The organism is Dysgonomonas sp. GY617 (genome assembly GCF_015233815.1).
Classification (GTDB): domain Bacteria; phylum Bacteroidota; class Bacteroidia; order Bacteroidales; family Dysgonomonadaceae; genus Dysgonomonas_A.
This window is the reverse complement of sequence record NZ_JADCLR010000024.1, coordinates 55,796-70,256: the sequence shown is the minus strand read 5'-3', so window position 1 is coordinate 70,256 and position 14,461 is coordinate 55,796. Positions and strand designations below refer to the sequence as shown.

Annotated in this window: 6 protein-coding genes; 4 read left to right on the top strand and 2 right to left on the bottom strand. The window is 39.8% G+C overall.

The genetic code is table 11. The annotated features are described in order from the left end of the window. Positions 1-484: 484 nt before the first annotated feature. Both IR022_RS14450 and IR022_RS14445 read right to left on the bottom strand, forming a co-directional pair. On the bottom strand, positions 485-1,132 hold the full coding sequence (locus IR022_RS14450; protein ID WP_194204252.1) for a hypothetical protein: 648 nt from the start codon (positions 1,130-1,132) through the stop codon (positions 485-487). After that, positions 1,129-4,203, bottom strand: coding sequence for a class I SAM-dependent DNA methyltransferase (locus IR022_RS14445; RefSeq protein WP_194204251.1), 3,075 nt, complete (start codon positions 4,201-4,203; stop codon positions 1,129-1,131). The genes IR022_RS14450 and IR022_RS14445 overlap by 4 nt, the downstream gene beginning before the upstream one ends. A gap of 302 nt (positions 4,204-4,505) precedes the next feature. Here IR022_RS14445 and IR022_RS14440 point away from each other — a divergent pair, with 302 nt between their 5' ends. The 4 genes from IR022_RS14440 (at position 4,506) to IR022_RS14425 (ending at position 14,454) form a co-directional block, all read left to right on the top strand. Further along, complete coding sequence (locus IR022_RS14440) at positions 4,506-6,056, top strand: DUF3945 domain-containing protein (protein ID WP_194204250.1); 1,551 nt, start codon at positions 4,506-4,508, stop codon at positions 6,054-6,056. A 51-nt stretch (positions 6,057-6,107) separates the two neighbouring features. Next, positions 6,108-8,216 (top strand): type IA DNA topoisomerase, encoded by a 2,109-nt coding sequence (locus IR022_RS14435; protein ID WP_194204249.1) that lies wholly within the window; start codon positions 6,108-6,110, stop codon positions 8,214-8,216. Positions 8,217-8,399: 183 nt separating this feature from the next. After that, complete coding sequence (locus IR022_RS14430; protein WP_194204248.1) at positions 8,400-8,843, top strand: DUF1896 family protein; 444 nt, start codon at positions 8,400-8,402, stop codon at positions 8,841-8,843. Then, a complete protein-coding gene (locus IR022_RS14425) occupies positions 8,833-14,454 on the top strand; it encodes an N-6 DNA methylase (RefSeq protein WP_194204247.1) in 5,622 nt (1,873 codons plus the stop codon). The genes IR022_RS14430 and IR022_RS14425 overlap by 11 nt, the downstream gene beginning before the upstream one ends. Positions 14,455-14,461 lie beyond the last annotated feature (7 nt).

The window sequence follows — 14,461 nt, the reverse complement described above, 5'->3', positions numbered from 1 at the left end:
ACAACCCCTGTCACAAGATTCCACATCTTTAAGCCTTTGCAATCAAGTTATTACTTCATTTTACCTTAGCCCTGCATTAATAGTAATGCAGAATAAAAATATCATTTATTATGGATCAAAACAAAGTGAAATCTGAAGATCCTAAAGTTTTACTGATCCTAGCCAAAGATGGTAAGCTCAGAGTACCAGGTTGCTGTGTTGCTGGGCTTTCAGTACTTTTTACAGCTAAGGTGAGTTATGCCGATAAGGAGACGACGTTGAGATGAACACGGTATGTAATATCTTTTTCGGTCAGGTCCGTCGGTAATACAGCGAAAACATTTTCCGACCATACCAAAGTAAAACAGATTAATGCTGATGAATTGAAGTGCCTTTGTTATGATGAAAATCTACGTCATTTATTGCCAAAAGAAGAATAAATATTACCACTAATTTTAGTGGAGTTCACCGAATTACTTCGGAAATATATTTTAGTGTAGGTCAATTAATTAGAAGTATAATTCAGCATTAAGTGTTTAATCCTATGATTATTATCATGAATTGAAACATAACAAGAATCAACCACATCTATTCCCAAGCATTGTTGTCTTAGTATTTCAGATACTCTATTTGCATTACATAAGCAATCATTTAAACAAGAAATGATATTGTCGATTTTTCCTTGTAATATATATCCAATTAAGCAGCCATTTGAAGGATATTTATCTGAAACATAATTATCAATACCTGTTTCTATATATCGTTTATGAAGTTTGATAGCTGAAACTTTTGTTTCTCTTCCAACTTTGAAAGAGTCAACTTCAATTAAGTTTTTTGCTTCCGCAAAATATTCCCACTGATTTCTGGTCCAATCAGAGAAACGAAAATCAATTCTTGATGCACATTTAGCCGCAATACCATTATTTTTATAAATTCTATATTCGGGAATAATATCTATTTGCCATTCCAATCTTTTTCTATTTGTATTTAGAGATAATAGCAACTCCTTCGATATATCTTCTTCCTCCCAATCAATAGAAATATTTCCTTTGGATTTAGTTACACAATACCCCTCGCTCAATAAAGTCAAACAGCGTCTTTCCAATATTTGCAATGTGCTATTTATATACTCAGATTTAAAATTCCCACTCATTTTGTTTCCATATTTGCAATTTCAACAATAAGAGAATGAGCATCATCAATAGCCTGTGAACGTGTCCAAAAACGTTTTTGATTTGGTTTAATCAAATATATTTTATCCCTATCATAGTACCTGAATTGCTTTTGTATATACAGATTTTTCCCTTTTTCTTGAATAGAATACTTATCTAATTCTTTAAGCAAGGAAGATAGTTCCTTCGTTTGATTTACATCAATGGGTTTTTCCGTATTACAAAAATGCAATACCACCAAGTTTAAAGGATTATGTCGCTGTACATCATATATAGTTAGATTAATTTTATGACTGGTTTCGGAGAAGAAATTATTTAATTCTTGATGAAGAATCTTCGCATAAGACCTATTCTCGTCAGATAGAACTCTATGAAATGCTTTTGACTTCACTCCTTCTATTAGCATAGAAAATGAATATTCAAATGCATCTGAAATTAAGAATTTCTCTTTTTGTGAAATATGGCATAATGAGAAAATAAAATCATCAATTTCATTCTCAAAAATATCTTTTTGGTTATTCTGTTCAAAAATATCAAGACTCAAATATTTGTCTAAAATCTCTGAAAGGTGGTACATATCATCATCCTTAAAAGAGAAAGGTAATTGATAGTATTCATTGGGTTTCAGCTCTTCTCTTTCAATCCCAATAGAAGCGGATATCATAAACAGAAAGTAAGCTGCTAGTTTTGAGTTTAAATAACAAGTAAGTCCTTTCAGTATTTTTTCGTCATCGTGATGAAGTCCTAATACCTTACTATTAAATGAACATTCTTCTTGCACAAAAGAAGCACAGACTCGCCACTCTTTTAAGCCTTCTTTTATTAAAATATGGGGCGCTTTATATGTCTCTATCGCTCCCAATCGTCTAAAATCATCTATCCTATCCAAGTGACTAGCACTAATTCCATAATGTTCTGAATATATTTTTTTCGACTTATCCGATAATCCGTCTATTAGTTTTGAAAAACAGTCAGTATAATATCTATCAATGTGTTTTGGCAAAATATATTTTTGCGGAATAGTTTTATCCTCCGTTATTTTCTTCGTGGAGTTATCCAAAAATTGTAATCCTAAACCCTTTTTTATCTTTTTTCGTTCTATATATTGCTTAAGAATAGAGCTATTCGATAATGATTTTAAAAAATAGTAGTCTGCAATATTTCCCCACATAGCTATTTTCCATATTTTGGAATCAGGTATTTGACACTCTGCTCGGGGAAGAAATTTGATGTCTGTACTATCAATTAATACCCCATCTATTAAGTTAGATTTAAGATAAGTTTTAGGTGCCCAATATTCAATTGTATTGGATGTTTTTGAGGGTGTGTTTTTTTGAAAATAAGCAATGCAAATTGGTCCTACTGCAGATGTAAACAATTGACCTCCAAAATTTTTCGGGATTTTTCGGAATATGGATAAATTATATACTTTTTCTACATAGTTCTCATTTAATAGCCACTTTCTAAAGTTTTGGAAAGGTTTTTCTGTATTAGTAAGTACTTTTGCATTGAATATTAAGGCAATATTCCCATCAGGACAAAAGTCAATAGATTTATGCAGAAAGGGTAAAACCATTTCTTTACCAAAATTATGCTTGACACAGTAATCCATTATTGATTTTGTCAATTTTTTGGTTCCAAACGGTGGGTTTCCTACTACTAAGTCTACCTTTTCAAAATCATCAGGATTCACTTCCCCAATGGTGTCCCGACACCACAAATTCTTTCCTTCTTTACCTTTAATCGAAATATCTTTGGGATTGTCTATGAGATACGGAAATTTATTTGTTTTATCTATCCATAGTTTTTTGGGATTAAGGCGTTCTACTATCGCCAAATACAAGCTGAAGGCTGTTACTTTAATAGCCAATGGGTCTATTTCTATTCCAAAGATATTTTGTACAAGTATGTCATGAAGTTCCTTGAAAGTTATAACCTTCGAGGGATTTTTATTTTCCCATCTCCTAATCAGCCTTTTATAACTTTCAACCAAGAAAATTCCAGAACCACATGCAGGATCTAAAATCTTTATATTGTGGTTTGTTTCATTCTTAATTGGTAACTTATCATTAAGGATTAACTCTACCAAAGTATATGGTGTATAGAATTGCCCTTTTTCTCTTTTGGCATCAAGTTCCCCAAGAAAGTTTTCATATACTTCGCTCAATAATTCTATTTGGATAAAATCGAATTTGAATATTCTCCAACTCTCGAATAATTTAGGTTGTTCCGAAATATCTCCATCAATAAAACAGTTTTTTATTTTTTCTAAATGTTCCTTCTTTACTTTTAATTGTTCACCCTCAATAATTGGGAAAACGTTACCATTAAAATGCTCTTGCAACTTTGCAAATAACTGATATGTAGCACCAACATCATCTAAAATGTCGAAATAACTTTCCGCGTCTTTCTTGATTTCTTTGTATAATCCAGCTTCTTGCGCAGCCCCTTTATCCTCAAGATACAAGATGAAAAGGGAACGCATGAGCAAACCATGAATAATATTAGTATCTGTAATATCTTTTTTTAGCGCATCAGCCGTTTTTAATAGGCTCTCCACTAAATATCGATCTATCCTTTTTTGAACATTAATGCTTTCGCGAAGATTGTAGTCGCTCGTCCATAACAAGCCGCTATCGACACCTATGCGAGAAAAAATTTCATTTAAAATTTTTAAATTCGTTTCATCATCTTTCGTACTACTAAAAATTTGATATGAACTTAATTCTTTATCGTAGTTAGAATCAGGCTTTATGTATTTGGGCTTTTCGTGGCAATTATAAATCCGAATCTCGGTATCCGATACAACAAAAAGGAACATAATTTTTCGATAGTTCCATGCTTTGTGTTGTATTTCGGCAATTTGCTTTAAAGCATCAATATCGAATGCCTTAACTTCTTTGAACAGAATTGCGGGGAAATCTCCTGAAAAATAAACTGTATCAGCACCGATCTCTCCCAATTCCTGATATTCAGGATTAGAAACAGGTATATCGGAGCATTTTGACAAATGCTCATAACCTAATTTCTCATAGAAAAAACTTGTGCTCATTTATACTTATTTAATATGTAAATCAACAATTTAAATACAGTAAGTCTAATCTACAAAGATACGAATAAGACTGTAAAATCCAAAATACAGAGAGCTATTCCTCGTATCTTCTTTTTCAGAAGCCGAATTATGTATCTTTTCTATTTACTTGTAGATTTATAGAAACAAGAACCTTTCTAAAACCATCCCTAGACAACCCAAGCCACAAGCTACCACTTGTTTATATCCTTGCAATCAGTCCATTACTTCGTTTTATATTCGCTCTGCATTAATAGTAATGCAGAATAAAAACATCATTTATTATGGATCAAAACAAAGTAAAATCCGAAGAGCCTAAAGTCTTACTGACCCAAGGCGAAGATGGCAAACTAAAAGTCATCACAGGGGAGCAGGGCGGTAAACTCAAAACCGTCGAACCCACCAAAGAAAATGCCGACCAGTTTTTGAAGGTTGACACCAACAGCAACTTTCTGGAAAATTTCTTCAAAAAGATGTCGGCACAGTTCAATCATCCCTCACACACCGGCGTTTATGCCGTCGGGGTGTCAGCCGTAGATAAAATAGCGGCTTTCTTAGACAAACTTATCCGTATCGATCACACTGACAAAGCCCTCGGTCCGTATCGCCTTAAATTTGATGGTAAGGTAAAGATACATATTGAGCTCACGGGCAAGTTTCAACCTTTGGATCTCAATAAGATCGATTGGAAAGAAAGTGAAAAGCTGGGACTCTCCGGTGAGAAATTGCAGGATGCCCTCAAAGCAATGGTCTACGGACACAAGTCTCCCGGTCTGGTGGATATCAAACCTACCATTGATGGAAATGAGTTTCCGATGCAAGCTCGTTTGTCATTAGAACCACAGAAAGATGGCAGTATCAAGTTGGTGACGCATCCTAAGCAGGAACAGCCCGATTTTGATAAACCTTTTATGGGTGTAGCTTTTTCCGAACAAGATAAAGAGCAACTCCAAAAGACAGGTCATGGGGCACGTGTATTTGAGCTTGAGGTTAATGGAGAGAAAATACCCTCAGTTATCTCTCTTGACAAACTAACGAACCGCCTTGAAGCTGTTTCACTTTCCGAAATCAATATTCCGCAGACGTTAAAAAATGCTCCTCTTTCCCCTGAACAACAGCAGGGCTTGAAAGAAGGTAAAGCTGTATGGGTTGAAGGAATGGATAAAAAGGTAAAGGCGGGAGAAGAACCTCAAAAGATAGACCGCTTTGTACAATTCAATGCAGTTAACAGAAACTTCGATTTTAAATTTAGTGACGAACAACGCCAGCAACATAAAGAGCAGCAACAAACCAAACAAGCTGAGAGGCAAGAAAAACCACTTCCCAAAGCCCGCAAGATGGATGAGGTCTGGGTTTATTCCAAACAAGGATGTGTACAACTCAGTAAAGAAGAATTTACCAAGTTATGCAACAAGGAACCGATTTTTGTTGAAGGTATGCAATCCCGTCCCAAACAACCACAACCCGATGCTTCAGGAGCACAAAAGGTAGAAGCTACCGATCAGAAAGGGCAGAAATACAATGCATGGGTATGGATTGATGAAGACAAAGGTAAAGTTCGCCATACCTCCAAGCATCCCGACCAGATACGAGCTATCGAAGCAAAACAAGCGGCAAAAGATTCTCAGAAAGTTACTCTTGCAGGCGAGAGTAAAACACAGGTGGCTGTCAATAACGAAGGTAAGACCAACGAAGCGACCAAACATTCTAAAGAGCCGCTAAAGCAAGGTCAGACACAGCCCACTTCCAAACAAATCGAGAAGAAAGAGCAGAAACAACAGGAGCAAAGACAATCTCCTGCTGCTCCTAAAAAAAGCAAAGGACGTAAGATGTAGGAATATAAAATAATAAAAGGGAGACCCCACCACTAAAAAATCAATGTTAAAATGAAAATAATAATAGCAGAAAAACCATCTGTGGCTAAGAGTATAGCAGCCATAGTTGGAGCGAACAATAAGAAAGACGGCTATATGGAGGGTAACGGATATGCCGTTACGTGGGCATTCGGGCATCTGGTAGGACTAGCCATGCCAGAGCATTACGGTATCACAGGATTTCAGAAAGAGAACCTACCGATACTTCCACAAGAATTTAAATTATTGCCCCGACAAGTCAAAGAGGGCAAAGAATATAAGAACGATCTGGGCGTGATGAAACAACTCAAAGTAATCAAGGAGTTGTTTTCTCAGGCTGATGGGCTAATTAATTGTGCTGATGCCGGACGTGAAGGGGAACTCATATTCCGCTATATATACCAATATATAGGATGCACCCTTCCATTCGAAAGGCTTTGGATTAGTTCTCTTACCGACAGAGCCATCAAAGATGGTTTCAAAACGCTTCGTCCCGGAGCAGATTATGACAATCTGTATGCTTCTGCAAAAGCCCGAAGTCAGGCAGACTGGCTCGTAGGTATCAATAGCAGTCAGGCTCTCTCGATCTCCGCAGGCTATGGCGTTTGGTCACTAGGCAGAGTACAGACCCCAACACTGGCGATAATTTGTAGTAGATATTTAGAAAACAAAGATTTCAAGCCACAAACTTATTTTCGTTTGAAACTCCATACTGCTAAGGAATCTACAACATTTGCTGTTCATTCGACAGATAAATACGATACTCGTAGTGACGTAGAAGATGTGAAATCAAAGGTCAAAGCTATTGGAGCAATAGAGGTTACAGGGGTAGAACGTAAAGAAGTTAAGCAAGAACCACCATTATTGTATGACCTGACTACACTTCAAAAGGAAGCCAACAGCAAACATGGTTTTTCAGCAGATAAAACGCTGACGATAGCTCAAAGTCTGTATGAAGCTAAGAAAATTTCCTATCCCCGAACAGGTAGCCGTTATATTTCCGAAGATGTACTGGAGAAAATACCACACCTGATCGCTACACTTCGCTCACATGCTTATTTTAGAGATTATATCAATGGGCGATTTGATACCAAGCTCAATATCCGTTCGGTCAATGATGCAAAAGTTACCGACCATCATGCCCTCATTATTACAGAAGAATCTGCAAGCAATTTATCCAAAGATGAACAACTTATCTACGATATGGTTGCCGGGCGTATGTTGGAAGCCTTTGGCGAACCATGCATGAAAGAGAACACCAGCGTGTCATTTGATGCCGATGGCGTACACTTTTCATGCAAAGGAAGTGTTACACTCGTCCCCGGCTGGAGAGCGGTATTTGAAGCTAAAGACGAGTCAAACGATGAAGAGGATTCTATTGCTTTACCTGTTCTTTTGGAAGGAGATATGTTGACAATCCAGAATTGTGAGATTCAGGAAAAGCAAACCAAACCTCGTCCACTACACACCGAAGCTAGCTTATTGAGTTCGATGGAGTCTGCAGGCAAAGAAGTAGAGGATGAACAACAGCGTGAAGCGATGAAAGAATGTGGTATAGGTACACCTGCTACCCGTGCATCCATTATTGAAACACTCTTTTCCCGTGAGTATATTGTCCGTGAGAAAAAGTCTCTAGTCCCGACCAATAAAGGATTGGTGGTTTATCTGGCGGTCAAGGATAAGAAAATTGCCGATGTCGCCATGACGGGACAATGGGAAGAAGCCCTTAATAAAGTTGCTTTGGGTAAGATGGATGCCGCTACATTCCATAAGGGAATAGAAGTTTATGCTTCACAGATCACTACGGAGCTACTTTCTACCGCTATCGAACGCACGGATAACCGTAATACTTGTTCCTGCCCCAAATGTAAGAACAGGCAGATGGTATTTTACCCGAAGGTTGTAAAATGCAAAGATGAAAGTTGCGGACTGACAGTTTTCCGTAGCATTGCTAAAAAAGAACTAACGGACGGACAACTGACTGACCTTTTAATGAATGGCAAAACCTCATTGATAAAAGGGTTCGTAAGTTCCAAGACCGGAAATACGTTCGATGCAGTTATTAAATTCGATGCCGACTACAAAACTGTATTTGAGTTTCCACCACGCAAAGGCGACAGCAAAAAACGACGATCTAAGTAAAATAACTATCTTTACCACTGAAAGGTCTTTGTTTTACGATTCGGAATAGTCGTTTAACATTGATTTTTTAGTGGTGGCATCCGGGGCTAAGCTCCGGATGCTTTTTTCTTTTCCGATTGTAAGCTTCATCCTTACAAAAGCAATAACAAAAGGGTCTTCGACCTCCACTAAAAAATCAATGATATGGCAATAAAACCAAATACATCAGCCGTAGAATTATCCTATTTTCGGCTATCCCTATTATCCTATCTCCGTGATACACACCCCGACAAAGCAACCGACCATGACTTTATTGCTGAACGTGGCGATACAGCAGCAGAGGCGTATAGTCAAGCCATAAAATCAGGTTATACCCACGACCAAGCAGAAGTCATCTCTTCGCAAGTCCTATATGAAGGCTTGTACTTCTCTACCTACCGAACCCTTGTGACTATTCTTTGGGAAGAATTTTCTGAAGAAGTAAATCCGACTGGGGCCGAAGGCATAGCCATAGAGCTATTGCCCCGACTTACGAGTACGATTCAAAAACACACCTTGTCTGATGATTTTGCCGATACCCCGGAGTACAACCAGTTTTACACGGAACTGACAGGCGAAATACAAATCCTGCTCGAAAATGGCTTATAACAAGAAAGCCCATCTTCGGGACAATATCGAAGCCATCCGCATTGCATTCGCTCTCGATAGAGAAAAAAGACAGGCTACCGATGCCGAAAAAGAGAAGCTGGCCGCCTATTCAGGTTTTGGAGGGATAAAAGCCGTGTTGAATCCCGCCGCCAAACCGGAAGATATAGCCCATTGGAAAACTTCTGAACATGATCTGTTCCCTCTGGTAACTGAATTACATCAAGTGTTACGGGATGGAGCAAAGGACGATGCCGAATATAAACGCTATGTCAGCTCCCTTAAAAATTCGGTGTTGACTGCTTTTTATACTCCTAAGCCTGTTGTAGATGCTTTGTCACTTGCTTTGAACAACAGTGGTATCAAACCCATACGTTTTCTTGAACCCAGTGCAGGAGCAGGAGCATTTATATCCTCATTTAAAGAAACCGTGCCGGATGCTGAGGTTACAGCCTTTGAAAAAGACCTGTTGACAGGGAAGATTCTCTCACACCTCCACCCACAAGATAAAATACGGATTGAGGGTTACGAGAAAATGGAAGGACGATACGCACAACATTATGATGTGATAGCCTCCAACATTCCTTTCGGGGATGTCGCTGTATTTGATCCTTTGCTCTCCAAACATGAGATACCCGCAGTCAGCCAATCGACAAAGGCAATCCATAATTATTTTTTCACAAAAAGTGTGATGGCTGCCCGCGAGGGTGGATTAATAGCCTTTATCACTTCACAGGGCGTTCTCAACTCGGAGCACAACAAACCGATTCGTGAACACCTGATGAATAGTTGCAATGTCGTATCGGCTATTCGTTTGCCCAACAACCTGTTTACAGAAGAAGCAGGAACGGAGGTCGGAAGCGTTTTAATTATCCTGCAACGCAAGAATTCAACTATTCTGCCGACTCAAAGGCAGCAGGATTTTATCGAATCACGTAAATTGTCCAATGGTATATCTGTAAACAATCTTTTCAAAGATTTTGACAGGGTGATACAAACGGATGTAAAAGTGGGTACAGATCCTTACGGCAAACCTGCAATGGAATTTACCCATTCTGGCGGAACGGAAGCTATTGCAGCAACACTATACCGGATGCTGAATGAAGATTTTTCCAGGCACCTCGATCTGGAGCATTACTTATCTCATGCTCCCCAAAAGCAAGAACAACAGCCAATTGTAACTCCGATAGAGAAAATCTCTGTTTCGGATATGGTGGAGCTAAGCCCCAAATCGGCTTATGAACCGACCCTCGAAGATTTAGTCCATTTCTATCCTTTTGCAGAAGCCAGAAACCGCAAAGCATGGGCGGAATTATCCGAACAGGGGATAAAAGCAGCTGTGGAGCCACGTATTAACCAAACAAAAGAAGAAAAAGATACAATCATCAAGGATGAAGCTAGTGGATTGTTTGTAAATATGAACACGGGAGAAGTAATAGAACAAAAGAAAGTATCGTCACCTGATATCCAGCAACAGCCGATTGTAACCTTATACGACCTGTTTGGTTTTTCTGCCGAAGAACGTTCACAAATTAAACAGCCCAAACATTCCCGTCGTCGTATGCCTATGCCACAGCAAAAGGGAGTACAAGCTAAAAGTCCGTCAACAACTAAGCCGACTGAAACACCTGAACAACGCAGCGAGCGGTTGGAAAAGGAAAGAGTAGAACGATTGAAGCCTATTCCGATGCCTATACCCGAAAACGGATTGCCAAAACACTATAAAAATGGCTCATTGGTAACCGATACAGATAATCGTATAGGCTACTTGCGGGATATGGACGGACACCAGCCCATGTTCCATCCATTGGAACTGTCATCCAACCAGCAAAAACAGGCATCGCTCTATATTGAAATACGCGATACCTATAATCATTTGTATAATAACGAAGCCGATACACTCAAAGAGAATCCGGCATTACGGCAGATGCTTAATCGCTTATACGACGATTTTACACAAAAGTTCGGTAATCTGAACGATGCAAAGAATCTCGACCTCATCAAGATGGATGCAACAGGACGGGAAATACTCTCTTTGGAACGTTACCGAGAAGGTAAAGCGATCAAGGCTGATATTTTCGAACGTCCCGTAGCTTTTAACCCCGATGAAATTTCTAAAGTGGATAATGCCTATGAAGCTCTTGTCTCCAGTCTGAATAAATACGGAACGGTGAATTTAGATCACATGGTCTCTCTGACAAACAATACGCAAGAGGGCATACTTGATGAACTGAAAGGTAAGATCTATTTCAATCCGCTTGTCGGGGGCTATGAGGTAGCAGACAAGTTTGTATCGGGTAACGTTATTTCAAAAGCTGACGAAGTACAAAATTTTATTGACCGCAATCCTGACCATGAAGCTGCCAAAGAATCTTTGACCGCTCTACACGACGCTATACCCAAACCGATAGCTTTCGACGATCTGGATTTCAATTTTGGGGAACGGTGGATACCTTCGGGTATCTATGCTGCTTTTGCATCCTACCTTTTTGAAACGGATGTAAATATACATTATGCCCCCAGTAGGGATGAGTTTAGTATAAATTCTGATACTAAAAATGCTAAGATCAAAGACCAATATGCTGTTAAAGGGGAGAGCCGTACCTTCGACGGTGTTGCCCTGATGCGTCATGCCTTGCACGACACCACTCCCGATATTACAAAAACAATTCGGGTAGATGGTAAAGAGACAAAGGTACGTGATGGAGAAGCTATTCAGCTTGCCAACACCAAGATTGATGAAATGCGTAACGGCTTTTCGGAATGGCTCAGAGAGCAGACTCCCGAATTTAAAGACAGGCTTGCCGATATGTATAATCGCACATTCAACTGTTTTGTGCGACCCGAATACGATGGATCGCACCAAACTTTTCCCGGACTCGATCTGAAAGGTTTGGGTATTCCTGACTTATATAATAGCCAGAAAGATGCTATCTGGATGCTTAAATTGAATGGTGGGGGCATAATCGACCATGAGGTGGGAGGCGGTAAAACGCTGATTATGTGTTGCGGGGCAATGGAAATGAAACGGCTCGGATTAGTGAACAAACCGCTTATCACAGGGCTGAAAGCCAATGTTCACGAGATTGCACAAACCTTCTGTACTGCATACCCTGATGCAAAGGTACTCTATCCGGGTAAGGAGGATTTTACACCACAGAACCGCAATCGTATTTTCAACGAAATGAAAAACAACAATTGGGATGCAGTGATTTTAACACATGAGCAGTTCGGGATGATACCTCAATCTCCGGAGATACAGCGAAGTATTTTACAGGCAGAACTTGACAGTGTGGAAGAGAACCTCGATGTGCTGCGTTCGCAGGGCAAAGAGGTATCAAGAGGTATGCTGAAAGGTTGTGAGAAACGCAAAGCTAACCTTGAAACGAAATTGGAAGGTATAGCCCACCAGATCGAAAACCGCAAAGATAATATGTCGGATTTTCGAATGATCGGTATAGACCATTTGTTCGTAGATGAAAGCCATAAATTTAAAAACCTGACTTTTACCACCCGCCACGACCGTGTAGCAGGCTTAGGAAATACCGAAGGTTCACAGCGGGCACTCAATATGCTTTTTGCCCTGCGTACCATACAAGAACGCACAGGTAAAGATTTAGGGGCTACTTATTCTTCGGGAACAACGATTTCCAATTCATTGACCGAACTGTATCTGTTATTCAAATACCTGCGTCCCAAAGAATTGGAAAGACAGGGTATCAATACCTTCGATGCATGGGCGGCTATCTTTGCTAAGAAAACCAAAGACTATGAGTTTTCGGTAACCAACCAGATCGTACAGAAAGAACGTTTCCGCTATTTTATTAAAGTACCGGAGCTGGCTTCTTTCTATTCCGAGATTACTGACTACCGAACAGCTCAGGATATTGGCATAGACCGTCCCGAAAAGAACGAGATTTTACACAACATTCCACCCACATCTGATCAGCAGGAGTTTATCGGTAAGCTGATGGAGTTCGCCAAAACAGGCGATGCCACTCTTTTGGGACGTGCACCACTTTCAGAGCGAGAAGAAAAAGCAAAAATGTTGATAGCGACCGACTATGCCCGCAAGATGTCGCTTGATATGCGAATGATCGACCCCGATAAATACGGCGACCATGTGGACAATAAAGCTAGCCATTGTGCGGCATCCATAGCTGACTATTATAAGAAATACGATGCACAAAAGGGTACTCAGTTCGTTTTCTCGGACTTGGGAACATACAAGCCGGGACAGTGGAGTCCTTATACGGAGATAAAACGCAAATTGGTGGAGGATTACGGTATTCCTACATCTGAAGTGAGATTTATTCAGGAAGCGGGTAGCGAGAAAGCACGTAAAGCCATGATCAAGGATATGAATGTAGGTAGAATCCGTGTGATGTTCGGCTCAACCGAAATGCTGGGGACAGGTGTAAATGCTCAGAAACGGGCGGTAGCGATTCATCATTTAGATGCACCGTGGCGACCGTCAGATCTGGAACAACGCGATGGACGAGCAATACGCAAAGGGAATGAGATAGCCAAACTATATGCTGATAATAAGGTCGATGTAAAAATATATGCTGTAGAAAAATCATTGGATGCTTATAAATTCGGATTGTTACATAACAAGCAACTTTTTATCAAACAGCTTAAAAATAACAATCTCGGTAGTCGTACCATTGACGAGGGGAGTATGGATGAGAAAAGCGGTATGAACTTTTCGGAATATGTGGCTATCTTGTCGGGGAACACTGAATTGTTGGAGAAAGCAAGGATAGAAAAGAAGATCGCTGCTTTAGAAAGTGAAAGGCAAGCTTTTGTTCGTGGAAAATCATCAAGCCGATATAAGTTGGAAAATATAATGCAAACAGTCGATTCCAATAAGGGATATATTGATCGCATCTCTAAAGATGTGGAAGCCTTCAATAGCAAGGTACAGATTGCTCCTGACGGTACACGGCTCAATCCTGTTAAATTAGATGGGTTTCAAGCTACCGACTCGGTTGCTATCGGCAAGAAGCTGAACGAAATATCGGACAAAACACGTACACACGGGGCACACGAGAAAATAGGTTCGTTGTATGGCTTTGATTTATTGGTCAAATCAGAGACTACGAATAAAGATGGGTATGATCTGGTACAAAACCGATTTTTTGTGCGTGGAGAGGGGCAGATACTCTACAACTACAATTATGGGAGTCTGGCGGCAGACCCCAAAACAGCCTCGCTGAATTTCTTGAATGCACTTGATAGTATGCCTAAACTTTTGAAAAAATACCAAGAGGATACCGATAAACGGATGCAGGACGTACCCGTTCTCAGGCAGGTAGTGGAAGGCGTGTGGTCGAAAGAGAACGAACTGAAGGACTTGAAAACGGAACTCACGACTTTGGAGCGTAAGATAGAATTATCCTTAAAGCCTATCGAGCAAAGCGAGGGACAAGAAAACACTTCTGAAAAGAATCAGGCTCAACCTCAGAATAGCCCAAAATCAACAGTGATTCAAGATGCCCCTATGCCGAATACTTTGCAAGGAGTGAAAGAGGTTATGGGAGATAGATTCGTTATTGCATCGGTGGGTAGTAGTCCGCCACCAAAAGAAGAAAAAAGAGGTATGAAACTCTAAATGAAGA

Excerpts from the sequence above, each read along its gene's own strand:
- IR022_RS14425 (WP_194204247.1), top strand. The coding sequence starts at position 8,833 with ATGGCTTATAACAAGAAAGCCCATCTTCGGGACAATATCGAAGCCATC.
- IR022_RS14445 (WP_194204251.1), bottom strand. The coding sequence starts at position 4,203 with ATGAGCACAAGTTTTTTCTATGAGAAATTAGGTTATGAGCATTTGTCA.
- IR022_RS14430 (WP_194204248.1), top strand. The coding sequence starts at position 8,400 with ATGGCAATAAAACCAAATACATCAGCCGTAGAATTATCCTATTTTCGG.
- IR022_RS14440 (WP_194204250.1), top strand. The coding sequence starts at position 4,506 with ATGGATCAAAACAAAGTAAAATCCGAAGAGCCTAAAGTCTTACTGACC.
- IR022_RS14435 (WP_194204249.1), top strand. The coding sequence starts at position 6,108 with ATGAAAATAATAATAGCAGAAAAACCATCTGTGGCTAAGAGTATAGCA.
- IR022_RS14450 (WP_194204252.1), bottom strand. The coding sequence starts at position 1,132 with ATGAGTGGGAATTTTAAATCTGAGTATATAAATAGCACATTGCAAATA.